This is a genomic window from Kribbella jejuensis, from assembly GCF_006715085.1.
GTDB lineage: Bacteria > Actinomycetota > Actinomycetes > Propionibacteriales > Kribbellaceae > Kribbella > Kribbella jejuensis.
On sequence record NZ_VFMM01000001.1, the window covers coordinates 2,638,996 to 2,660,212 of the forward strand.

Consider the following 21,217-nt stretch of genomic DNA (forward strand, 5'->3'; position numbering starts at 1 on the left):
GGTTCCTCCTCCGGTGGGTATGAGGGGTGCTGGTGTGCTGGGGATCACTTTCCGGCATACCGATGGCCGCGGTGACCGTGTAGGTCATGTCGGGCCGCACAGGTACGCGCGGGTTACGGCGTACCGAATCAGGCGGGGGTCGCGCTCCGCTGGGGTTCCCCGGCGCTCCGAGTCGCCTGCGCTAACCGATCGTGTAGGCGGGCCGGCCCCACCCACCGACCGCGTGCGCCTGAGCCGGTTCGCGGTCAGCCTCCGCGGACAAGCACCGAGGAGCTCGGCCATCCGTGCGCAGTGCGTCGGGCGTCGGGCGTCGGGCGTCGGGAGGCCGGCGGCGTCCTGGCCTCGGGGGTTGCTGGAGGTCCGGGTGGGGGTGGCGTGGCGGAACCAGCCTTGGGATTTTTGCGTCGTAGCGCCGGTGGAAAAGCTAGTGGGAACAATTGGGTCGGGAAATGCGTTGACTTCGCTGTGGGGGCTGGGTGAAACTATTCCGGCAAGCCTGAGAAACCTGAGGAGAGATCGTGTACGGGTCGGACATTCTGAATGAAGCCTGGCGGCGGGGCCGCATGGCTTTGTCGGCGTGTCTGCGACCGGTGTGCGACAAGGCATACGAGTCCCACCAGCTCAGCCTGAGCCTGGACGGGTCTCCTGGATGATCCCTGAACTGGGGAGATCTCCAGGAGCCGTCTGAGCCGGGTACCGGCAGCAGGCGGCTCTTTTCTTTTGCCCGCAGTGCGGGCCGTCGCCGGTGTGCAATGGTTGCGAACCGGATTCCAAACCCGCGTTCCGAGGGTTCGATTCCCTCCATCGGTGCTTTCCGGTATTCACGGATACCGGCACGAACAATTGACAACTGGACATTTGTCGCAATTACCAGCTGTAGGCCAGTGGCCAGGCCGCCTCATTTGGGTTGAGGAGAACGGAGGTTCGAGTCCTCCCAGCTGGACCAGGCGCCCGCAGGATGCTTGCTACCGGCCGAGCGGGCGCCACAGACTGCCTCGCGCCGGAAATCCGCAGCACATCCGGCGCGGGGCGTGAACGCCCGTGGCTCAACTGGAGAGAGTGCCTGCCTACGAAGCAGGAGGTTGCAGGTTCGAGTCCTGCCGGGCGTGCTGTGTCCGAAGCGGAAGTGGGCGATGCGCCGGGACGTGGCCCCGGAGGAAGCGGGTTCGAGCCCCGCCGGACACCCTGCGGTACGTCGCGCTCACGCGGAGTACGACGTACCTGCGCGGCTCTGGCCCAACTGGGAAAGGCGCCTGGCTTAGGACCAGGGGGTTCAGGGTTCGAATCCCTGGGGCCGCACGAACCGACCGACACCGAGATTCCCCGACCTGCTGACCGCCGGTCGGGCACACTGGAGAGGAGGAGGAACCACATGAGCGGTGTGATCGTCCTGAACGCCTCGTACGAGCAGCTGCACGTCGTGTCGATCCCGCACGCCATCCGGATGCTCGTCCGGGAGGTCGCCGTCGTCGAGGAAGCGCACGACGGCGCCAGCATCGGCCCGTTCCCCCTCCCCCGTGTGCTCCGGTTGGTCCGGTACGTCGTGATGAAGTGGCGGTACGCCGGTGGGCGGCTCCAGTACACGCGGGCCGGCGTACTGAAGCGGGACAAGTACACCTGTGCGTACTGCGGCAAGCTCGGCGCCACCACCATGGACCACGTGATCCCCAGATCGCGGGGTGGACGTGGTGAATGGCTGAACGCCGTGGCAGCGCACGCGGCGTGTAACGAGAAGAAGGGCTCGCGCACACCGGAAGAGGCCGGCATGCCACTGTTGTGGCAGCCGTGGATCCCTTCCCGTGCCGAGTTGGCGCTCTGACCTCGACCCACCAGGTGTCGCGGCGGAGCGCGATGCCAGGTGGGCGACGGTGACCCACCCTCGGTTCTGACCCGAGGTCCCGCAGGTTCGAGCCCTGCCCTGGCAGCTCTGGCGGAATAAGCCGAGTTTCGGCCTATCGGCAACCGTTTCGAAAACGGTCGGCCCTTCAGTGGGCGTGCAGGTTCGAGACCTGCTTCCGCCGCATGCAGTCGAACGAGGAGAGTGAGGGAGATGAACGTGGAGCTTCCGGTTGAGCTGAGTGGGGCCAAGAGCTCCACGCTCATGTGGGCGCAGGAGCACGAGGTGGACGCCAAGGCGCTCCAGCAGCTGCGGAACATCGCGGCGCTGCCGTGGGTGCACGGCGTCCGGGTGATGCCCGACGTACACCTCGGCAAGGGTGCGACGGTCGGATCGGTGATCGCGATGTACCAGGCCGTTTCGCCGGCCGCGGTCGGGGTCGACATCGGGTGCGGGATGGAAGGTGTACTGACGTCGCTGACGGCGTCGGATCTGCCGGACGACCTGTCGGCGATCCGCTCCCGGATCGAGGCCGCCGTACCGGTCGGGTTCCGGGCGCACGAGGACGCGGTCGGGGTACGCCGGCTCGGTCTGGATCCGCGTCCGTGGGACAAGCTGTGGGGCGCGTTTTCGAGTCTGCACGACGGGGTGCAGGACCGGGAACGGAAGGCGAAGCAGCAGATGGGTTCGCTTGGTGGCGGCAACCACTTCATCGAGGTGTGCCTCGACGACGAGGACCGCGTGTGGCTGATGCTGCACTCCGGCAGCCGCAACATCGGCAAGGAGCTCGCGGAACGGCACATGCGGATCGCGCGGGACCTGCCGCACAACGCGGATCTGCCGGACCGTGACCTCGCGGTGTTCCTGTCCGGTACGCCGGAGATGGACGCGTACCGCCGGGACCTCACGTGGGCCCAGGAGTACGCCGCGCGGAACCGGGCCGTGATGCTCGCACTCGTGATGCAGGCGGTGCGGGAGTCGTTCGAGGTCGACGTACGGTTCGAGCAGCCGATCTCGTGCCACCACAACTACGTGGCCGAGGAGCAGTTCGACGGGCTCGATCTGCTCGTCACCCGCAAGGGCGCGATCCGGGCGGGGCGTGGTGACCTCGGGCTGATTCCCGGGTCGATGGGCACCGGATCGTACGTGGTCCGTGGGCTCGGCTCGGAGCGTTCGTTCTACTCGGCCTCGCACGGGGCAGGCCGGCGGATGAGCCGCAACGAGGCCAAGCGCCACTTCACGGTCGCTGACCTGGTGTCCCAGACCGAAGGCGTCGAGTCCCGCAAGGACGCCGGCGTGATCGACGAGATCCCCGCCGCCTACAAGGACATCGACTCGGTCATCGCCGCCCAGTCCGACCTGGTCGAGGTCGTCGCGCACCTCAAGCAGGTCATCTGCGTCAAGGGCTGAGCTGGGCCGGTTGCGTGCGCCCCGCCGTGCGCTCTCTTCCTCTGCACTAAGCGTACAAGCGCGGAGGGAGTCGGCCGGCAAGTTATCCACAGCCGCCCGCCGTCCACAGGGGAGACGGCGGGCGGCGGTTGGTGAGGTCCGCCTGTTGGTAGGGGCTGCGGTTTGCTAAACCGTTGGTCGGGTGTCGTCTCGGCTCGCGAGTTCGAATCTCGCTCTCACCGCTGGGTGGCTGGGATGGACCAGCCACCCAGCCAGGCCCCGTTGGTCTAGTGGTCAGGACGCCTGGTTCTCAGCCAGGAGATCGCCGGTTCGAATCCGGTACGGGGTGCGTGGCACCTTGCAGGAGCGCCGTCGTGGGAGAGGCGGGGCGGGTTGTAGACCCGTTGCCTTCGGGCTGAGCAGGTTCGAATCCTGCCTTCTGCACGTATCAACCAAGAAGAGAAGAGAGGAGGACCGGCCGTGGCCGACCTCAGGAACAGGAAGCGGGTGCCTGGTGGCAGGACCGGTGCTCCGGTCAAGCAAGGGCACTCGATGCGGCGGGTGTTGCTCGCCTGCGGGCATGTGCAGCGGGATCGGATCGCGCACCGTGGGGATCACGTGTGGTGCGAGGCCGAGTGCTCCGACTGGACCCGTGTGGTCTCGGTTCAGGAGTAGCGAAAGCAACGACAGGTGCGGCCTGTCGTTGCCTACCCCCTGGAGCCGAACCAGGTCGCTCCGAAGGTCCGATTCCTGGTTCGACTCCGGGCAGGGGGACCTAGGCGATGGTCGGGTCGTAGTGGGTTGTCAGGTGTACGGCGGTTTCGGCTCGGGTCGCGAGTATCCGTACTCGTACGTCGTCGACCTCGATCGGCTTGTCCAGCGGGAGCAGGCGGCGGTGGCCGATCGTGGTGCCGGTGGCAATCTCCTGCCAAGAGCCTTCGACTGATGCGTCTACCGCGAAGGACTCGATCTGTTGCCCCTGCTCGATGTCCTCACGAAGATCCAGGACATTGATAGTTGCCGGTAGCACCAAATCAGTTTCGTAGTACGAGCGGACCGCCGCCCCGAAGTCGGTCAGGGCCGAGACGTCGGGGTCGGCGAACAGGCCGCGGCGGTCGGGTGGGATGTTGAGGAGGAGTACGGCGTTGCGCCCGACCGACTTGCGATAGATGTCCAGGAGTTCGGGAACCTGCTTGACCGCTCCGTCCTCGGCGGCGTGGTAGAACCAGCCGGGCCGGATGGACACGTCGACCTCGGCCGGATACCAGCGCAATTCGTCGGCGCGAGCCAACTCATCAGGCCCGGCAACCGACGCAGCCGTCTGTTCCGCCACCATCGCGCCACCGGCGAACGGTACGACGCTCCACTCGGTCTCCCGCGCGAACCCGTCCTCGTTGCCGACCCACCGCACATCCGGGCCGCCGACGGCCATCGTCGCATCGGGCGCCAGCCGCCGGATCAGGTCGAACCACGCATCGAACGCGTACGTCTGCGCGGTACTGGTCGGGTTCGCCCCGTCCAGCCACACCTCGGCGATCGGCGCGTACGACGTCAGCAACTCGTGTAGCTGGTTGAGGTAGAACCGGTTGTAGTCGTCGACGACGTACTCGAACTCGCCGATCCGCGACGGTACCGCCGGGCTGCCGTTGCCGTAGTACCCACCCGGGGCCTTCTCCTGGTACAGGTCCGCCGGCGACAGGTATACGCCGAACCCAAGACCCGAGGCCGCACAAGCAGCCGACAACTCGCCCACCACGTCCCCGCGATAGGGCGACGCGGCAACGGTATGCGGCAGGAACTTGCTCGGCCACAGGCAGAATCCGTCGTGGTGCTTGGCCGTCAGGATCACGCTCTTGAAACCGGCTTCCGCCAACGTCCGCGTCCACTGCGAACAGTCCAGCGCCGTCGGATCGAACACGGCCGGATCGTCGACCCCGGTCCCCCACTCGAGATCGGTGAACGTGTTCGGCCCGAAGTGCACAAAGGCCGTCAGCTCCTGCCGTTGCCAAGCGACCTGCCGCGCCGACGGCCGTACGGCGGAGGCATCCATCACCGCAACACCTTCCCCGGGTTCAGCAGGTTCAACGGATCGAACGCGGCCTTGATCCGCCGGTGCAGTTCGAGCCCGACCGGCCCGAGCTCGGTCTCCAGCCACTGCGCCTTCAACGTTCCGATTCCGTGCTCGCCGGTGATCGTCCCGCCGAGCCGCAGCCCGAGCTCCATCACCGCCCCGAACGCCTGCAGCGCACGGGCCTCGGCCGCCGGGTCGTCGCGGTCGAACACCACGGTCGGATGCATGTTCCCGTCGCCGACGTGACCCGGGCAGAAGATCAGTACGTCGTACTTCGTGCCGATGTCGGCGATGCCGCGCAGCAGCGTGACGAGCTGCGAACGCGGTACCGAAACGTCGTCGATCAGCGTCACGCCCAGTCGTTCCAGCGCCGCGTTGACCAGCCGGCGCGCCTCCAGCAGCATGGCCGATTCCTCGGCGTCCGAGGCCTCGGCGACGTCGATCGCACCATGAGCCGTGCAGATCTCAGCGATCCGGGACACGTCGTCAACCGCCCGCGCACCCCGGTCCGACTGCGCCAGGAGCATCGAGCCGACATCGCTGGGAAGACCCATGTCCCGATAGTCCTGGATCGCCCGCAGCGTTGGTTGATCGAGGAACTCCAGCAAGGAGGGGCGCAGGCCGGATGCCATCACGGCGGCCGCGGCGGCGATGCCGTCCTCGATGGTGCGGAAGGTGGCGGCGGCAGTCAGTGCGGACTCAGGGGCCGGCCGCAGCGCGAGAGTCGCCTCGGTGACGACGCCGAGCGTGCCTTCGGAGCCGACGATCAGGCGGGTCAGGTCGTATCCGGCGACACCCTTGGCGGGGCGCCGGCCGGTGCGGACGACCTCGCCCGACGCGAGCACGACCTCCAGGCCGCGGATGAAGTCCGACGTCACGCCGTACTTCACGCAACACAGCCCGCCCGCATTCGTCGCGATATTCCCGCCGATCGTCGACATCTCCCACGACGACGGATCCGGTGGATAGAACAGGCCCTTCTCCAGCACCGCGCGCGACAGCGACGCGTTCACCACACCCGGTTGGACGACGGCGACCTGATCCTCGACCGAGATCTCCAGGATCTGGTTCAACCGCGTCGTCGACAGCAACAAGCACCCGTCAACGGCGTTCGCCGCACCGGACAGCCCGGTCCGGCCGCCCTGCGTGACCACCGGTACGCGGGACTCGGACGCCAGTCGCATGACCTCCTGCACCTCTGCCGTGCTCGTTGGGCGCACCAACGCAAGCGGCACACCCGCCGTGCAGAACGTGGCGTGATCGTTGCGATGACTGTCCAGGATGTCCGGATCGTCGACGACGTCAGCGAGGACCGACCGCAGCCGGTCAATGAACTCATCCTTCATCTTGCTCCGCGAGCAACCGCAGGATCAGCTCGGCCCGGCGGACGCGCTCACGTCCGAGGGCTTCCGCCGTACCGGAAAGATGCGCCCCGACCGGGTAGATGTTCGGTGCGTTCCGCAGACCCATCTTCAGGTACACCGGCGCGGCGACCCGGACGATCTCCGGTACGTCGTAGAAGCGCACGTGCCCGCCCTGGTCGTCCGGTACCTCGATGTACATGTCGATCGGTACGGTCGTCACCGAGCGGATCTCGGCGAGTACCGGTACCGGGAGGTCGGTCGACACGTTCAGGCTGGTCGCGCCGAGCCGCTCGTACAGCCGGGCGGTCGGTGCGTTCGGCAACGGCATCAACACCGATGTCTTCAGCACCAGATCCGCAGGCAGTTCACCGTCGATCTTCAGCTGGCCCAGGATCTCGAGTACGCCGATGTCGCCCACCAGCAGGCTGCGTACACCCAGTTCGACCGCGCGGAAGGCGTCACACAACGAGGCCGCGACCTGTTCGTTGCCGCGCGCAACACCGCCGACGGCAGCCGAAACCTTGGCCTGACCACCGATGTCCCACGCGCCTCGCGGTCCGAGGAACAGGCAGACCTCGACGCCAGCGGAGGCGCCGAGCGACAGCATCTCCTCGATCTCGCCGTCGGTCAGCATCATCACGCCGCTGCCCTGCGAGACCCGGTCGATCGTGATACCGCGTTCCTTGGCTTACTCCAGTACCGCGGCCATCACCCGCGGCCCTTCGCAGGACGGAATCTCGATCTTGTACGGCGTCCCGTCGGCGAACGTCCTTGTGGACGTCTCGCCGGGCCCGAAACCGCGGTCGGCGAGCAGGGCGCGTGCTGCGCGGAGGTTCATTGGTCGCTCCAAGGTCCGAGCCGGCCGCCCGGCGCCAGGTCCCGCGCCGTACCGGTGATCTCGAGATCGAATCGCTCGGCCGCCTCGGTCAGCAGGGCCGGCGTCACCATCAACTCGTTCGGCGACAGCGTGTCCTTGATCCGGGCCAGCCGGAGCTCGGACCAGTGCCGCCGTCCGCACATCGTCACCGCCGCGAGCACGGCGGTCTCGTCGTCCTCCATCACCATCGGCAGCCGGGAACGTCGCGCACCGCCGGCACCGGAGGTCAGCGCGTTCACATAGGTTGCCTGGAGGTCGATCTGCTCGAGTAGACGCGCCGGGACGACGTCGGCCAGACCGAGGCCGGACGCGTTGCCGTGGGACGCGGGCGACAGCGAGTGGACAGTGATCGCGGCGATGTCCGGCGATTCGAACTCCGGGATGCCGTGCACCCAGCAGCGGCCGATCACGTTGGTGTCCATGCCGGCGCCGGACTTGTCCTTGCCGAGTTCGTCGACCACCAGCACGTCGAGCTGGTCGAACGGGAGCCGGCCGAGGAGGCTGGACGCCCGTTGCAACAGAGCGTTTTCCGGCGCCTCCGCGATGCCGGTTGCTTCGAGTAGCTCGATCGAGGCGGTGCGGTCCTCGGCGTTCTCCAGGATCGCCAGCCCGCCAAGAATCTTGCCTTGCGCAACGATCATCCGGGCGGCGGCCTCGATGTTGCTGCCGAGCGACGGGATGCCGCCGGCGTGCAGGGAGGCCGCGCCGCGGTGGTTGCCGAGCCCGATCGCGAGGATCTTCGCGATCCCGCTCTCGATCGGGCCACGGAAATCGGTGTGTGGCTTGATCCGGTTGACCAGGAGTACACCGTCGGCCTTGGCGGCGATCGCATCGTGGTGCACCTCGGTCCCGTCGGACAGGGTGCCGACGACAACGGTTTCCATCGTCGCTTCGATGGGACAGCCAACGGTTTCCGGCGTGATGCCGAGGCCTTCGAGCATTTCGCGCTGGCCGTCGGCCGTCGCCCCGCCGTGCGATCCCATTGCCGGCGTAACGAACGGTTCGGCGCCCGCGTCACGCAGCCAGTCGACGGCCGCATTCACCACGGGCACCAGGTCACGGATCCCCCGGCTGCCGGCCGTGACGGCGATCCGCGCACCTGGCCGGATTCGCTCCCGCAGCGGGGCAAGTGCCGCGAGGGCGTCGGCGTACGGGTCGGCCGACACCGGTAGATCGGTGAGGATCCGCCGGATCGGTGTCACCTGAGGGAGCTTGCCGTCCGGTCGCAAACCCCGGACGGCCTCGAACGGTCCCCAGTCCATCAGTGGCTCTGGCGGCCGACGGCCGAGCCGGTGCGGCCTACGAGGAAGTCGAGGTCGCAGCCCTTGTTCGCCTGGGTCACGTGGTCGACGTACAGGCGGGCCCAGCCACGGTCCGTGGGTGGCGTCGGTGGTTGCCAGTCGGCTCGGCGCTTCTCCAACTCCTCGTCGGAGACGTCGAGATGCAGCCGGCGGGCCGGTACGTCGAGTTCGATCCAGTCACCGGTACGCACCAGCGCGAGCGGACCGCCGACGGCCGCCTCGGGCGTGACGTGCAGTACGACGGTGCCGTACGCCGTACCGCTCATCCGGGCGTCCGAGATCCGCACCATGTCGTCGACACCGATCTCCGCGAGCTTCCGCGGGATCGTCATGTTGCCAACCTCCGGCATCCCCGGATAGCCACGCGGCCCGGCGTTCTGCAGGACGAGTACGGTGTCCTCGTCGACGTCGAGGTCGGGATCCTCGACCGCCTTGTCGTATTCCTCGATGCTGCTGAAGACCAACGCCTTCCCGCGGTGCCGCGAGAGCCGCTCGGACGCCGCCGACTGCTTGATGACGGCACCGTCCGGGGCGAGATTCCCCTTCAGGACCGCGGTTCCCGCGCCACTTCCCAGCGGATCGCCGACCGGCCGGATCGCCGCATAGGTCCCGCCGCCACCGGGATAGGTCGCCTCGATCCGCTGGGCGTTCGCGACGTTCTCGCCGATCGTCTTGCCGGTGACCGTGATCGCGTCGGTCTTGAGCAGCGGAAGGATCTCCTTCAGCACCGCTGGCAGACCGCCGGCGTAGTAGAAGTCTTCCATCAGGTACTTCCCGGAGGGCTGCAGGTCGACCAGCCACGGGACGCCGCGCGCCCACTCGTCGATGTCGTCCAGCGTCACGTCGACGCCGATCCGGCCGGCGATCGCGAGCAGGTGGATGACGAAGTTGGTCGAACCACCGATCGCGGCGTTCGCCCGGACCGCGTTCGCGAACGCGTCCCGGGTCAGGATGTCGCTGATCTTCAGGTCTTCCTTGACCATCTCGACGATCCGCTGCCCGGACTTCTGCGCGATCACGTACCGGCGCGAGTCGACCGCGGGGATCGCCGCGCCGCCGGTCAGTTGCAGGCCGAGCGACTCGGCCATGCAGGCCATCGTGGACGCCGTACCCATCGTCATACAGTGGCCGTTGCTGCGGGACTGCCCGGCCTCGGCCGCTGCGAAGTCCTCGGCCGACATGCGCCCGGCGTTGAGGTCCTGCGTGAACCGCCAGACCGCCGTACCGGAGCCGATGTCGCAGCCGCGGAATTTACCGTTCAACATCGGACCGCCGGTGACAACCACCGTCGGCAGGTCGACGCTCGCGGCACCCATGATCGAACCGGGCGTGGTCTTGTCGCACCCGGTCAGCAGTACGACGCCGTCGAGCGGATTGCCGCGCAGCGACTCCTCGACGTCCATGCTGAGCAGGTTCCGGAACAGCATCGCGGTCGGCCGCAGCAGCGTCTCGCCGAGCGACATCACCGGGAACTCGAGCGGGAAACCGCCGGCCTGCCAGACGCCGCGTTTGACCGACTCGGCCAGCCGCCGCAGGTGCGCGTTGCACGGGGTCAGCTCGGACCAGGTGTTGCAGATCCCGATCACCGGGCGTCCGTCGAACACCTCCTCGGTGAACCCCTGCGCCTTCATCCAGGACCGGTGGATGAACCCGTTCCGGCCGTGTTCGCCGAACCAGTGGTCGAAACTCCGCCGGCCGGTCGACGCCGGCTCGGCTTCACCGGCCAGGACATCGCCCTCGCCCGGATCGTTGGTCGGAGGCAGATCAGTCATCGCGACACCTCACCTGTGGTCACGGTTCCGTTCACCCGGCGGGCGATCCCGGCCGGGTTGGAGTCCTTCAGTACGTCGGGCAGCACGGCGTCCGGGGCGTCCTGGTACGCGACCGGGCGCTGGAACCGGCGGGCCGCGGTGACGCCGACGCTGGTGTGGATCGACCCGACCGTCGACGGGAACGGGCCGCCGTGGTGCTGCGCCCAGGAGACCGCGACCCCGGTCGGCCAGCCGTTCCACAGTACGCGCCCGGCTCGTGCCGTCAGCTTCGGCAGGAGCTCGCGGGCCAGCTCCGCGTCGGAGTCCTCGGCGTGCAGGGTCGCGGTCAGGTTGCCTTCGAACGCTTCCAGGGCTTGCACCAGTTCGCCGCGGTCCTGGTACTCGACGACGATCGAGACCGGGCCGAAGCACTCTTCGAGGACTTCGTCGCGGCGGGCGAGGAGTTCAGGAACGGTGGTCTGCAGAAGGGTCGCCGCGCCGCTCGACCAGACGCGGACACCGTCGACCTTCTCCAGCCGGTCCAGTCCGGAGGTGAAGCCTTCCTTGATCCGGTCGTTCAGCATCTTCGCCTCGGCGACGCCGCCGACCGCTGCGGTCAGTTCGTCCTGCAGGCCGTGGCCCGACGGGACGAAGAGCAGCCCGGGCTTGGTGCAGAACTGGCCGACGCCGAGCGTGAACGAACCGACGTACCCGGTGGCGATTTCCTTGCCGCGGGCATCGACAGCGGCCTGGGTGACGAACACCGGGTTGAGGCTGCCGAGCTCGCCGTAGAACGGGATCGGTTCCGGGCGGGTGACCGCGATCTCGTGCAACGCCTTGCCGGCCGGTACCGAACCGGTGAAGCCGGCCGCGGTGATCCGCGGGTCCTTCAAAGCTGTGACGCCGACGTCGAATCCGGAGATCACGCCGAACGTCCCGTCCGGTGCGCCGGCCTCCTTGAGCGCCTGGATCATCACCTCGGCGGTGCGCGCGGACAGCTCGGGGTGACCCGGATGTGCCTTCACGATGACCGGGCAACCGGCCGCCAGGGCGGAGGCGGTGTCGCCGCCGCAGACGCTGAACGCGAACGGGAAGTTGCTGGCGGCAAACACCAGGACCGGGCCGAGCGGGACGAGGACACGGCGCAGATCAGGGCGCGGGACAGGCTTGGCCTGTGGGTCGTTTGTGTCGATGATGACGTCCAGCAGCGAGCCTTCTTCAAGCACATCCGCGAACATCCGCAGCTGACCGGTGCTGCGGGCAACCTCTCCGGTCAGCCGCGCCTCGGGCAGCGAGCTCTCCCGCATCGCGATCGGCACCAGGTCTCCGGAGGCTGCGTCGAGCGCGTCCGCGACCGCGCGGATCCACCGGGCGCGGACGGCGGGTTCGGCAGCCCCGAAGGCGGGCGCCGCAGCAGCTGCCGCGGCGAGGGCATGCTCGAGCTGGGCCGGAGTGGTGTCCGGGACGACGGGAGCGGCACCCCCCGTGGCATCGGCGGCCGGCGTGGGCTGGGTGCCCTGGTCCGAGGTCATCGGATTCCTTCCAGGTTGTCGGTGGCCAGGAAGCCGAACGGTTCCTTGCCGGTGGTGACAGGGTTGGTCAGCGTGCCGAGTTCGTCGATGGTGATCGTGATGACGTCGCCCTGGGCCAGGGCGAAGTCGAGTTCCGGGACGATTCCGGTGCCGGTGGCAAGGATCACGCCGTCGGGGAAGTCGTTCGGCAGGAACAGTACGTCGATCAGGTCCTTCAGGTCGCGGACCAGCTTCTCGGTCGACGTCGCACCGCTGAACACCGCGCCGGCACCGCGCCGGATCGACACCGTGATGCCGAGCGCCTTCGGATCGGGAACCTCCCAGACCGGCCGGATCCCGGACGCCAGCGCGCAGCCACCGGCGAACAGTTTCGCCTGCGGCACGTACAGCGGGTTCACGCCTTCGATCGACCGCGAGCTCATGTCGTTACAGATGGTGAAGCCAACGATCTCACCGTGGCTGTTGGCAACGACCGCGAGCTCCGGCTCGGGTACGTCGTGACCGGAGTCGGAGCGGATCCCGACCGGTTCGCCGTCGACGACCACCCGCCAGGCGGGCGCTTTCTGGAACAGCTCGGGCCGTTCGGCGGTGTAGATCTTGTCGTACACCGACTGCTCGGTGCTCTCCTCCATCCGCGCGCCGCGGGACCGCTCGTACGTCACACCCGCGCACCACACCTCGCCGCGACCGTCGAGCGGCGGCAGGTACTTCAGCCCCTCGGCCGGAAGCTCCGCGCCGACCTTGGTGACCGCGGCCTGCAACTCGGCGAGCGGCAGCCGCAACAGTTCGGCGAAGCTGTTCAGGCCCTCCAGCGGAGCGACCGTGTCACCGGTGCGCACGCCGGGAGCAGGTCTGCCGTCGACCGGGGAGAGATAACGGACCAAGTGCATGAGGAGGCCTTTCACATCGACGTACCGAGAAGTCCACGGGTGATCTGGAAACCTATGTTGCCGGAGGCAACCGCCTTGGGGACGAGCCGGCGGCTCGCGACCGCGGCGATCGTGTCGAGCCCGATCCGGGCCTGCTCGGCCGCGTCACCGGTGGCCACTGCGTCGAGATCGTCGCCGTACGTCGCAACCGTCTCCGGGTCGTTGCTGAACTCAACGACCGGTACGAAGCGCTGCGCCGACAAGGTGCCACCGGCAACATGCGCGAGGATCTGCTGGACGCCGGTCGCCCCGAACCCGGTAGCGGTTTCCATCCAGTCCGTCCCTGGCATCCGCATCACGTGCCATCCCGGCGCGGCGAGCCGCTGGCCGTGCGCGACGGTCGGCCCGACCTCGTCCGCGTTTCCGAAGGCCGCCGTACGGAAACCGTCGTGCGCAAGCAGGCCTCCACGAGACGACAGTACGACGGAACCACCGGCGCCAACGATTTCCCGGCCGATCAGCGCCAACGCCTCGGCGGTCTGGTCCGAGAACGGGCCGCGCGCCTCCAGGCCGATCGTGAGCGCGCCGAGATCGCCCGACTGCTCGACCGGGGCGGGCAGGTCGAAGCTGCTGAACCAGTCCTTGACCTTGCCACCGACCGCGTCGAGGCCGCCGTCGCCCTGGATGCTCGCCCAGCCGAACCGGGACGGATCCGCGCCCGCCTCGACGAGCCGGGAGCGGAAATAGTCGTTGTGCGTCTTCTCGCAGCCGTGCTCCAGCAGGAGCGCCATCCGGGTGTTCGGGTGCAGCAGGTAGCCGAGCATGATCCGCGCGAACGTCTCCTCCGACGCACCACCGCTGCTGCCGCAGCCCTCAGTGTGCGGCAGAGCGACCATCCGGGTGACCGCGTCGCCTGCCCATTTCTCCAGCTCGGCCTGGGCCGCGATCCGCAGCGCGATCTGGCCGGAACACAGGCTGGTCGGCAGGATCAAGCCGACTGCCTCGGGGACCAGTCGGTCGTCTACTTCGAGGAGGTTGGCGAGGGTCCGGCCGTCCGAGGTCAGGCCAGGGTGCGGTTGGCCGCTGAGCGGGGCGTCGCGGTCCTCGGCCGGCAGGTCGGTGAGCTTGCGGGCCATCCTGCCGTCGGTGGTGATCGAGATGCCTTCGCGCGGGCCGGTCTGCTTCCAGTTCCGCCAGATCGACACCTGGCTGTGCCCGGCGCGTTCGCCCGCGCTCTTCTCCCCCGACGCGACACGGACGACGAGGTCGAACGTCTCCGCGGTCAGGTCCGCCATCGACGTACCGGTCAGGTACTTGCCGGCGTCGACGTCCATCTCGGCGCGCAGTCGCTCGTACCGCGCACTCGTCGTGACGAACTTGAGCGTCGGCACGAACGGGAAGTTGGTGATCGAGCCGTTGCCCGTGGTGAAGAAGATCAGGTTGCAGCCGCTGCCGATCTGGCCGGCCACCGACTCCAGGTCGTTGCCGGGGCTGTCCATGAAGATGTAGCCGTTGCCGGGCAGCGGGTCGCCGTAGTCGATCACGTGGTCCAGCCGGACCTCCCGCGGGAGTTTCCGGGCGGCGCCGATCGACTTCAGCACGATGTTGTACAGGCCGCGGTACACGTTTCCGCCGGACGGGTTGCCCTCGGCGGTGTGCCCGTGCCAGCCGACGCGTTCCTTGAACGACTTGATCGTGGCCAGAAAACGCCGCGCGGTGGCGAGGTCGCGGACGTTCTTCAGTACGTACGGCTCGGCGCCGATCAGCTCGTCGGTTTCCGCGAGCACCGCCGTACCGCCGTGGCGGATGATCTCCGCGCTGACCTGACCGGCGAGCGGATTGGCGGAAATTCCGGAAAACGCATCGCTTCCACCGCACTGCAGGGCGATCCTGAGATCGGCCAGCGGTACCTCGACGCGCTGCTGCGCGTCCACGATCGGCAGCCACGGTTCGACCAGCGCGGCCGCGGCGGCCAGGTCGTGCTCGAAGCCGGCGCTGCGGGTGAAGTACGCGTGCGGCACCTTGATCGACGGGTAGTTGTTCTCGGCCAGGAAGTTCCTGATCGCGGCGCCGGAGACGACGTCGTCCTTGGTGTCGACGATCAGGACGGCGCCTACGTTCGGGTTCAGCGTGAAGCCGCCGAGCGTGGCGAGCAGGAAGTGCAGGTTGTTCGGTACGTCGTCCTCGCCGCCCTCGGTGTGTGCGACCGGTACGACACCGTCGCCCGCGGCCGCTCCGGCGAAGCGGCGCGCGAGCTCGGTGACGAATCCGCTGCTGCGGGAGCTCGTGGCAAGCAGTACGACGTGGTTCCGGGTGCCGGCCGGGCCTTGTTCGCGTGGGTAGCCGAGGAACGTACCGGGCTGCTCGACACTCGTCACCTGGGCGCCGAAGTTCAGCGCGGACTCGTCGAGCTCGAACGGGTCGAGCGGCTCGTTGGTCGCGGACGGCTCCGACGGCAACCCTTCCACGCCGCGGGCGGTGACCGCGGCGAGGCTGGTCGGCGTACAGACGTAATCACCTGGGACGAGATCGCGGGACGCGCGGGCGAAGGCGGTGTTCCAGGAGGTCAGCGCCTCGTGCTCGCGGACCGACGTGACCACGAAGCGGTGCCCTTCGAGCACAGTGTGCGGCAGCGTGACCGCCGTACCGTCCAGCTCGATCACGGTGCCGGCCTCGAGCCGCTGTGAGGCGATCGCGACGTTGTCGCCGGGCTCGGGTAGCACGCCGATCTGTTCGAACCTCAGCATCGTTCGTGTCTCCCCATAGCTAGCTCCGGCCAAAATCGTGCATGATGCATGATTACCAGTGTTACCCTGCCGAAACTTGACCGGTGGGGTCAAGGGCGCGACCAAGATCCGGAGACACCTGATGAGCGAGCCAGTGGCGCCGGTGGACCGGCGGCTGCTCCGGCGGCAAATGCTCGCCGACGACGTGTACGAAGCCATCAAGACGATGCTGATGGACCACGTCATCCGGCCGGGGGCGCGGATCTCGATCGACGGACTGGCCCGGGAGTTCCAGGTGTCGTCGACGCCGGTGCGGGAGGCGCTGGCGCGGCTGGAGTCGGAGGGGCTGGCGGTGAAGGAGCCGCTGAAGGGGTACCGCGCGACGCCGCTGCTGTCGCTCGAGGAGTTCGACGACCTGTACCGGTTCCGGCTGCTGCTCGAACCGTGGGCGGCGCGGCGCGCTGCCGAACTGATCTCTCCCTCGGGCGCCGAGCAGTTGCGGGCCGAACTCGCGACCGCGGTCGAGCCGACGTCGATCGACTACGCCGGCTACAAGTCGCTGACCGTCCACGACAACCGGTTCCACTCGCTGATCGCGTCACTGTCCGGAAGCGACCAGGTGCGGCTCGCGTTCGAACGAACCCACTGCCACCTGCACATCTTCCGCCTCCACTACGACCGCGACATCGGCCCGGAGGTCCTCACCGAACACCGCACGCTGGTCGAAGCCATCACCTCCGGCGACCCAGCCGCCGCCGAAGCCGCCATGACCCAACACATCGAAAACTCGATGACCCTGCGCCTACGCCGCATCTACGAATGACCCGCCGTCCTTTCCCGCTCCCGATACCTCCGGAACTGACGGCGTACATCCTCGACTTCCACTGGGACCTGAACCGACTGCACGCCCTGGACCTCCCGGTCACTCAGCTGCGTGTCGCCGACCTCGCCCATCACCTGGACCTTCCGTTCTGGGCGCACGCCGAACGCCCGTTCCAGCTAACGCCCCACCAGGTCGCGGCCGACCCGCTCATCTACCGGGCCCAGTACGACCGGACCCTCGCGGCCGACCTGCGCCACCCGCTGGACGTCGTCCACCGCCCCGACGACCGCATCACGATCCTCGACGGCGTCCACCGCCTGCTCCGCGCCGAGCTCGAGAGGCGCCCGCTCGTCGACGTCCGCGTCCTCCCGTGGTCCGCCCTGGACGAGATCGCCGTACCAGGCTGAACGACGGCGGATGTCGCGGCTGAATCATCCGCTGGCGTCTGGGGACAAGCAATTGCCTGTCTCCAGACCCCACGAGATGTCCTGCATCACTGCAACGGTGCGCCGCCGTACGAGACCTCGTTGTCGTCCGGGTCATAGAACGTTGCGTGGCGTACGCCGTTCTCGTAGGTCTCTCGCACGGCCGGTTCGAGCCCGCGCTCGGCGATGGCCTTCAGCGTTGCGTCGAAGTCCTCGACGAACAAGGTGTGCTGGGCATGCCCGGCATGTTCCGGGACCACCTCGACGTACAGGAACTGGTGGTCTCCGAGCTCCCACACCGCTTCGACGTCGTTGGGGAGGAAGCTCGGCGGCGCGCCCAGCAGCTTCTGGTACCACTCGACCGCGACGTCGTAGTCGCTGACGGAAACTCCCGCGAACAGATCCATACCGGATCCTAGCCAACCGACGACGAAGCCCGGCAGTGCGCGAGGCACTGCCGGGCTTGCGAAGGGGATGTCACTCAGGCGCGTCGCCGTGGTCGGGGATTTCCAGCTGTACGCCGCCTTGGAGGGCGGACTGGTGCGCGATGATGCCGGGGAGGGTGTAGCGCGCGGAGACCCAGGCGTTGATCGGCGGCAGGGTCTTGTCGGCGACCGCGCGGACGAAGTCGTCGGCGAGGAAGTGGTGGGACCCTTCGTGGCCGTTGTGCAGGCCGGCGAACTCCTGCGGGAGGCGGCTGCGGTCGTGGACCGGGGAGAGGCCGGACAGGAACGCGTCCCGCAGTGCGGGGTCGACGTTCGCCAGGTCGTCGTCCTCGAGGGAACCGCTGGGCTTGGTCTCCATCAGGTGGCTGATGTCCTCGACGCCTTGCTTGTTCTGCCACAGCGTCGTGGTGGCGAGCTGCTCGAAGCTGCCCTCGGTGCCGAACACGCGCAGCCGGGACTCACGGATGTGCGACGGGTACCCGACGCGGCGCATCTCGTTCGTGCGCATGATGCCGCCGTCGGCGAGCTTGAACAGGGCGGTCGCGTTCGAGAAGTCGTTGTTGAACTGGCTGACGTCCTTGTCGAAGACGCCGTCGCCGCGGTCGTCCTTCACGCCGATCGCGGACACGTGCGTGGCGTGCTGGCCGGTCACCGAGAGAACGTTGCCGACGGCATGCGTCGGGTAGAGCAGCGGCGGGAACGACGCGGTCTTCTTCCAGTCGTCGCCGCCAGAGTACTGGTACGCGGCGTAGAAGCCGAGGTCCATGTCGTGGACGTAGTCGCCCTCGGAGTAGAACACCCGGCCGAACGCGCCCTCGGCGAGCTTCTGCCGGCAGTACACCGAGGAGGGGTAGTAGAAGCTGGTCTCGCCCATCATGTAGGTGAGCCCGGTCTCCTTGACCAGCTCGATGATGCGGGCGATCTGGTCGGCCTCGATCGCCATCGGGACCGTCGAGTACACGTGCTTGCCGGCCTCGAGCGCCTTGATCGCCATCTCTCCGTGCAGCCAGCGCTGCGTGAAGATCGCGACCGCGTCCACGTCCGACTCGAGCATCTCCTCGAACGACGCGTGCGTCACCGTGATGCCCTGTTTGGCGGCCATCTCCGCCGTCCGTTCCGGGATGACGTCGGTCAGCCGCACCTCGGACACGTCCGGATGCGCAGACCACAACCGCAGGAACGAGGGGGCGAACTGGCCCGCTCCGACCACACCGATGCTGATTCCCATGCGGACTAGGCAATCACACATTTTTCTTCCACGGAAGAACAAATTCAGACGTTGGAACATGTGACGCTGTCAACACGCCTTCGGCAGGCGTGGCCTGGCTACGGGTGGACCAGGCCGGCTGGGTCCTTGCCGGTGAGGAAGGCGGTGACGGCTTCGGCGGCGAGGGTGGCGGCGCGGTGGGCGGTTTGGCGGGTGGCGCCGGCCAGGTGGGGGGTCATGACGATGTTCGGGGCGGTCAGAAGGCGCGAGCCCTCGGGTAAGGGCTCGGACGGGAAGACGTCGAAGGCCGCGGCGCCCAGGTGTCCGGACTCGAGGGCGTCGACGGTCGCGTCGTAGTCGAGCAGACCGCCGCGTGCCGTGTTCACGAGTACGGCCCCCCGCGGCATCGAGGCGATCTGTTCGGCGCCGATCATGCCGCGGGTCTGGTCGGTCAGCCGCGCGTGCAGACTGACCACGTCCGAGCGACGCAGCAACTCGTGTAGATCGACGAGCTCGATACCGTCCGGTGCCTGTTCGACGTACGGGTCCGAGACGAGAACCCGAGCGCCGAAGGCGAGCATCACGCGGGCGACCCGCTGGCCGATCGCGCCGTACCCGACCAGGCCGACGGTCGACCCGTCGAGCTCAAGGCCGCATTCGTCGTACGCGTACAGATCCGACCGCCACTCACCCTGCTCGAGCGTCCGCTGCAGCCGTGGAAGGTTGCGCAGGGCACCCATCATCAGCGCGACCGCGTGCTCGGCGGCGGCGACCGCGTTCCGGCCGGGCGTCGACGCGACGGCAACGCCGCGTTCGGCAGCGGCCGCCACGTTGACGTTCACCGGTCCACCGCGGCAAACCACCAAGTAGCGCAGGTCGGGCGCGGCATCCAGTACGCGTTCGGTGAAGGGCCCCATCTGCGTGACCGCGAGCTCGACGCCGGCCAGTGCGTCGATCAGCTCGTCCTCGGCATCGCTCGCCTCGTCCACCTCGGCCACGCGCCCGTACGGCGTCAGCGGCCAGGGCAGCGTCACCTCACGGAACTCGAACGCGACGTCCGGGATCGCGCTCAACGCGGCGGCCAGCTGTTCGTTGCGGACGAAGTGGTCGCCGGCGAGCAGGGTCTTGACGGTTCTCATCACGCTCCAGAGAAGGTAGGTGCCGGGTCCGACCAGCGCGGGCGGGCGGCCTCGATCCGGCGCAGGTAGTGGGCGTACCCGTCGGCGTAGAACGCGGCGCGGGCCGGATCCGGGTCGACCTGGCGGGTCTCCGCGATCCATTCCGGGCCAGCGCTGTCCGGGTCGACCGCGCGCCGGGCGCAGATCACCGCGCCGCGGGCCGCGACCTGCTCGGCCTCGGCGGTGTGCAGCGGCGCATTCAGTACGTCGGCGAGGATCTGCGTCCACTCGGCGCTCCGGGCGCCACCGCCGCAGACCGTGACGCGCCCGGTCCAGCCGGCTGCTTCGAGGCAGTGCCGGGCCGCGTACGCGATGCCTTCGCAGGTCGCGCGGACGAGGTCGGCGGTCGTCGTCGCGAGCGAGACACCGTCGATCGTGCCGCGGGCGCGGGTGTCGACGAACGGTGCGCGCTCACCGGCCTCCGACAGGTACGGCAGTACGGTCACACCGCCCGCGCCCGGCGCGCTGTCAGCGAGCAGTGCGGGCAGCTGATCGGTGGTCACACCAACGAGCGCGAGCACTCGATCGAGCGCCGCCGTACCGACCATGGCCGGCATCGCTCGCAACCACACGCCAGGCGTCCACGTCCCGAGGAACAGCCCCGCAGGCTCACCGTCAACCGAGAGCTCCCGCGTCACCACCTGGCACGCCAACGTCGTACCCACCGTCAGCAAGGCATCCCCAGGCTCGGTCACCCCTGCGCCCGCGGCCGCAGCCGGCAGGTCATAAGGCCCCGCCGAAACCCGCGTCCCGGCAACCATTCCAGTAGTTGCGTCCCGCAACTCCCCCACAGGTCCCTCGGCCATCACCGGCGCCAACAACTCCCGCACCCCAACCAAGCCTGTAGCCACCAGGGCTTCCTCGTCGTACTGACCAGTCCTGGGATCAAGAAACGGTGCCGACGCATCGGAAACATCGGTCGCCCGTACGCCGGTCAACGCCTGCATCACCACGTCCTTGCAATACGCCGCCGTACCGGCCGCCTCAACCACAGTAGGCTCTTCGGCAAGCACCGCAGCCAACAACGGCCCGGAAGCCCCAGGGAACATCCGATTTCCGGATCGCCGGAACACCTGTTCCACAACGCCGTCCGCGGTCCACCGCTCGAGGATCGCGCTGCTCCGCGCATCCAGCCACGAGATCGCGGGCCGCACCGCCGCACCGTCCGCGTCCACCAACCACAGCCCGTCGCCTTGCGCGGTGATGGCCAGTACGTCAGGCCGCGTGCCGACGGTGGCCGCAAGCTCGCCTACCACCTCGTTGGCCGAAGCAACTATCTCGGCGGTCTCGTGTTCGAATCGTCCGGTACTGCGATGCAACAGCCGGGTCGGTCGTGATGCCTCGGCCAGCGGGCGTCCGTCGGCGCTGAATGCGACGGCCTTGGTGACGGTGGTGCCTACGTCGACGCCGACGTCCATGTA

Annotated in this window: 17 protein-coding genes and 9 tRNA genes; 13 read left to right on the forward strand and 13 right to left on the reverse strand. The window is 68.2% G+C overall.

The features are described from left to right. The first annotated feature begins 870 nt into the window (after positions 1 to 870). The 11 genes from FB475_RS12990 (at position 871) to FB475_RS36745 (ending at position 3,670) form a co-directional block, all read left to right on the forward strand. Positions 871 to 946 (forward strand) — tRNA-Pro (locus FB475_RS12990). Between the two features lie 89 nt (positions 947 to 1,035). Further along, positions 1,036 to 1,109 (forward strand) — tRNA-Arg (locus FB475_RS12995). A gap of 2 nt (positions 1,110 to 1,111) precedes the next feature. After that, positions 1,112 to 1,185: transfer RNA gene (locus FB475_RS36735), tRNA-His, on the forward strand. A 40-nt stretch (positions 1,186 to 1,225) separates the two neighbouring features. Continuing rightward, positions 1,226 to 1,299, forward strand: a tRNA-Leu gene (locus FB475_RS13000). A gap of 73 nt (positions 1,300 to 1,372) precedes the next feature. Further along, the gene (locus FB475_RS13005; protein ID WP_141855756.1) at positions 1,373 to 1,819 is read left to right on the forward strand and encodes an HNH endonuclease; all 447 of its coding nucleotides are present in this window, start codon (positions 1,373 to 1,375) and stop codon (positions 1,817 to 1,819) included. A 33-nt stretch (positions 1,820 to 1,852) separates the two neighbouring features. Further along, positions 1,853 to 1,925: transfer RNA gene (locus tag FB475_RS36740), tRNA-Gln, on the forward strand. Between the two features lie 4 nt (positions 1,926 to 1,929). Next, positions 1,930 to 2,021, forward strand: a tRNA-Ser gene (locus FB475_RS13010). A 29-nt stretch (positions 2,022 to 2,050) separates the two neighbouring features. Beyond that, positions 2,051 to 3,247, forward strand: coding sequence for an RtcB family protein (locus FB475_RS13015; protein ID WP_141855758.1), 1,197 nt, complete (start codon positions 2,051 to 2,053; stop codon positions 3,245 to 3,247). Between the two features lie 130 nt (positions 3,248 to 3,377). Next, a tRNA-Ser gene (locus tag FB475_RS13020) sits at positions 3,378 to 3,468 on the forward strand. A gap of 34 nt (positions 3,469 to 3,502) precedes the next feature. Continuing rightward, positions 3,503 to 3,575: transfer RNA gene (locus tag FB475_RS13025), tRNA-Glu, on the forward strand. 11 nt (positions 3,576 to 3,586) lie between these two features. Continuing rightward, positions 3,587 to 3,670, forward strand: a tRNA-Tyr gene (locus tag FB475_RS36745). 331 nt (positions 3,671 to 4,001) lie between these two features. Here FB475_RS36745 and FB475_RS13035 read toward each other — a convergent pair. The 9 genes from FB475_RS13035 to FB475_RS13070 are packed head-to-tail and all read right to left on the reverse strand — an operon-like array spanning position 4,002 to position 15,738. After that, a complete protein-coding gene (locus FB475_RS13035) occupies positions 4,002 to 5,276 on the reverse strand; it encodes an alpha-L-fucosidase (protein ID WP_141855762.1) in 1,275 nt (424 codons plus the stop codon). Then, positions 5,276 to 6,643, reverse strand: coding sequence for an FAD-binding oxidoreductase (locus FB475_RS13040; RefSeq protein ID WP_141855764.1), 1,368 nt, complete (start codon positions 6,641 to 6,643; stop codon positions 5,276 to 5,278). The genes FB475_RS13035 and FB475_RS13040 overlap by 1 nt, the downstream gene beginning before the upstream one ends. Then, a complete protein-coding gene (locus tag FB475_RS13045) occupies positions 6,633 to 7,298 on the reverse strand; it encodes a U32 family peptidase (RefSeq protein ID WP_238332120.1) in 666 nt (221 codons plus the stop codon). Before FB475_RS13045 ends, FB475_RS13040 begins: the two co-directional genes overlap by 11 nt. Positions 7,299 to 7,349: 51 nt before the next feature. After that, a complete protein-coding gene (locus tag FB475_RS37560) occupies positions 7,350 to 7,499 on the reverse strand; it encodes a hypothetical protein (protein ID WP_238332121.1) in 150 nt (49 codons plus the stop codon). Further along, positions 7,496 to 8,740, reverse strand: coding sequence for a nickel pincer cofactor-dependent isomerase, group 22 (locus FB475_RS13050; protein WP_238332122.1), 1,245 nt, complete (start codon positions 8,738 to 8,740; stop codon positions 7,496 to 7,498). The genes FB475_RS37560 and FB475_RS13050 overlap by 4 nt, the downstream gene beginning before the upstream one ends. Positions 8,741 to 8,799: 59 nt before the next feature. Further along, the gene (locus FB475_RS13055) at positions 8,800 to 10,611 is read right to left on the reverse strand and encodes an IlvD/Edd family dehydratase (RefSeq protein WP_141855768.1); all 1,812 of its coding nucleotides are present in this window, start codon (positions 10,609 to 10,611) and stop codon (positions 8,800 to 8,802) included. Then, positions 10,608 to 12,122 (reverse strand): aldehyde dehydrogenase (NADP(+)), encoded by a 1,515-nt coding sequence (locus FB475_RS13060; protein ID WP_141855770.1) that lies wholly within the window; start codon positions 12,120 to 12,122, stop codon positions 10,608 to 10,610. Before FB475_RS13060 ends, FB475_RS13055 begins: the two co-directional genes overlap by 4 nt. Next, positions 12,119 to 13,012 carry a fumarylacetoacetate hydrolase family protein gene (locus FB475_RS13065; protein ID WP_141855772.1) on the reverse strand — a complete coding sequence of 298 codons (894 nt, stop codon included), beginning with the start codon at positions 13,010 to 13,012 and terminating at the stop codon, positions 12,119 to 12,121. The genes FB475_RS13060 and FB475_RS13065 overlap by 4 nt, the downstream gene beginning before the upstream one ends. Before the next feature lie 11 nt (positions 13,013 to 13,023). Then, positions 13,024 to 15,738 carry a UxaA family hydrolase gene (locus FB475_RS13070; RefSeq protein WP_141855774.1) on the reverse strand — a complete coding sequence of 905 codons (2,715 nt, stop codon included), beginning with the start codon at positions 15,736 to 15,738 and terminating at the stop codon, positions 13,024 to 13,026. Positions 15,739 to 15,859: 121 nt separating this feature from the next. On the opposite strand from FB475_RS13070, the gene FB475_RS13075 reads away from it, so the two are divergent. Together FB475_RS13075 and FB475_RS36750 are read left to right on the forward strand one after the other, a co-directional pair. Beyond that, a complete protein-coding gene (locus FB475_RS13075) occupies positions 15,860 to 16,540 on the forward strand; it encodes a GntR family transcriptional regulator (RefSeq protein WP_141855776.1) in 681 nt (226 codons plus the stop codon). Then, positions 16,537 to 16,947, forward strand: a complete 411-nt coding sequence (locus FB475_RS36750) for a hypothetical protein (protein ID WP_185759236.1) — start codon at positions 16,537 to 16,539, stop codon at positions 16,945 to 16,947. Before FB475_RS13075 ends, FB475_RS36750 begins: the two co-directional genes overlap by 4 nt. A gap of 86 nt (positions 16,948 to 17,033) precedes the next feature. Here the strand turns inward: FB475_RS36750 and FB475_RS13080 are convergent, their stop codons facing one another. The 4 genes from FB475_RS13080 to FB475_RS13095 form a co-directional block, all read right to left on the reverse strand. Beyond that, positions 17,034 to 17,372 (reverse strand): VOC family protein, encoded by a 339-nt coding sequence (locus tag FB475_RS13080; protein ID WP_141855778.1) that lies wholly within the window; start codon positions 17,370 to 17,372, stop codon positions 17,034 to 17,036. A 70-nt stretch (positions 17,373 to 17,442) separates the two neighbouring features. Further along, a complete protein-coding gene (locus FB475_RS13085; protein WP_141855780.1) occupies positions 17,443 to 18,639 on the reverse strand; it encodes a Gfo/Idh/MocA family protein in 1,197 nt (398 codons plus the stop codon). Positions 18,640 to 18,737: 98 nt separating this feature from the next. After that, positions 18,738 to 19,757: a 2-hydroxyacid dehydrogenase gene (locus FB475_RS13090; protein WP_141855782.1), complete on the reverse strand. Its 1,020-nt coding sequence runs from the start codon at positions 19,755 to 19,757 to the stop codon at positions 18,738 to 18,740. Next, the gene (locus tag FB475_RS13095; RefSeq protein WP_141855784.1) at positions 19,757 to 21,214 is read right to left on the reverse strand and encodes an FGGY family carbohydrate kinase; all 1,458 of its coding nucleotides are present in this window, start codon (positions 21,212 to 21,214) and stop codon (positions 19,757 to 19,759) included. The genes FB475_RS13090 and FB475_RS13095 overlap by 1 nt, the downstream gene beginning before the upstream one ends. Positions 21,215 to 21,217: the final 3 nt, after the last annotated feature.

Excerpts from the sequence above, each read along its gene's own strand:
- FB475_RS13005 (WP_141855756.1), top strand. The coding sequence starts at position 1,373 with ATGAGCGGTGTGATCGTCCTGAACGCCTCGTACGAGCAGCTGCACGTC.
- FB475_RS13015 (WP_141855758.1), top strand. The coding sequence starts at position 2,051 with ATGAACGTGGAGCTTCCGGTTGAGCTGAGTGGGGCCAAGAGCTCCACG.
- FB475_RS13035 (WP_141855762.1), bottom strand. The coding sequence starts at position 5,276 with ATGGATGCCTCCGCCGTACGGCCGTCGGCGCGGCAGGTCGCTTGGCAA.
- FB475_RS13040 (WP_141855764.1), bottom strand. The coding sequence starts at position 6,643 with ATGAAGGATGAGTTCATTGACCGGCTGCGGTCGGTCCTCGCTGACGTC.
- FB475_RS13045 (WP_238332120.1), bottom strand. The coding sequence starts at position 7,298 with ATGATGCTGACCGACGGCGAGATCGAGGAGATGCTGTCGCTCGGCGCC.
- FB475_RS37560 (WP_238332121.1), bottom strand. The coding sequence starts at position 7,499 with ATGAACCTCCGCGCAGCACGCGCCCTGCTCGCCGACCGCGGTTTCGGG.
- FB475_RS13055 (WP_141855768.1), bottom strand. The coding sequence starts at position 10,611 with ATGACTGATCTGCCTCCGACCAACGATCCGGGCGAGGGCGATGTCCTG.
- FB475_RS13060 (WP_141855770.1), bottom strand. The coding sequence starts at position 12,122 with ATGACCTCGGACCAGGGCACCCAGCCCACGCCGGCCGCCGATGCCACG.
- FB475_RS13065 (WP_141855772.1), bottom strand. The coding sequence starts at position 13,012 with ATGCACTTGGTCCGTTATCTCTCCCCGGTCGACGGCAGACCTGCTCCC.
- FB475_RS13070 (WP_141855774.1), bottom strand. The coding sequence starts at position 15,738 with ATGCTGAGGTTCGAACAGATCGGCGTGCTACCCGAGCCCGGCGACAAC.
- FB475_RS13075 (WP_141855776.1), top strand. The coding sequence starts at position 15,860 with ATGAGCGAGCCAGTGGCGCCGGTGGACCGGCGGCTGCTCCGGCGGCAA.
- FB475_RS36750 (WP_185759236.1), top strand. The coding sequence starts at position 16,537 with ATGACCCGCCGTCCTTTCCCGCTCCCGATACCTCCGGAACTGACGGCG.
- FB475_RS13080 (WP_141855778.1), bottom strand. The coding sequence starts at position 17,372 with ATGGATCTGTTCGCGGGAGTTTCCGTCAGCGACTACGACGTCGCGGTC.
- FB475_RS13085 (WP_141855780.1), bottom strand. The coding sequence starts at position 18,639 with ATGGGAATCAGCATCGGTGTGGTCGGAGCGGGCCAGTTCGCCCCCTCG.
- FB475_RS13090 (WP_141855782.1), bottom strand. The coding sequence starts at position 19,757 with ATGAGAACCGTCAAGACCCTGCTCGCCGGCGACCACTTCGTCCGCAAC.
- FB475_RS13095 (WP_141855784.1), bottom strand. The coding sequence starts at position 21,214 with ATGGACGTCGGCGTCGACGTAGGCACCACCGTCACCAAGGCCGTCGCA.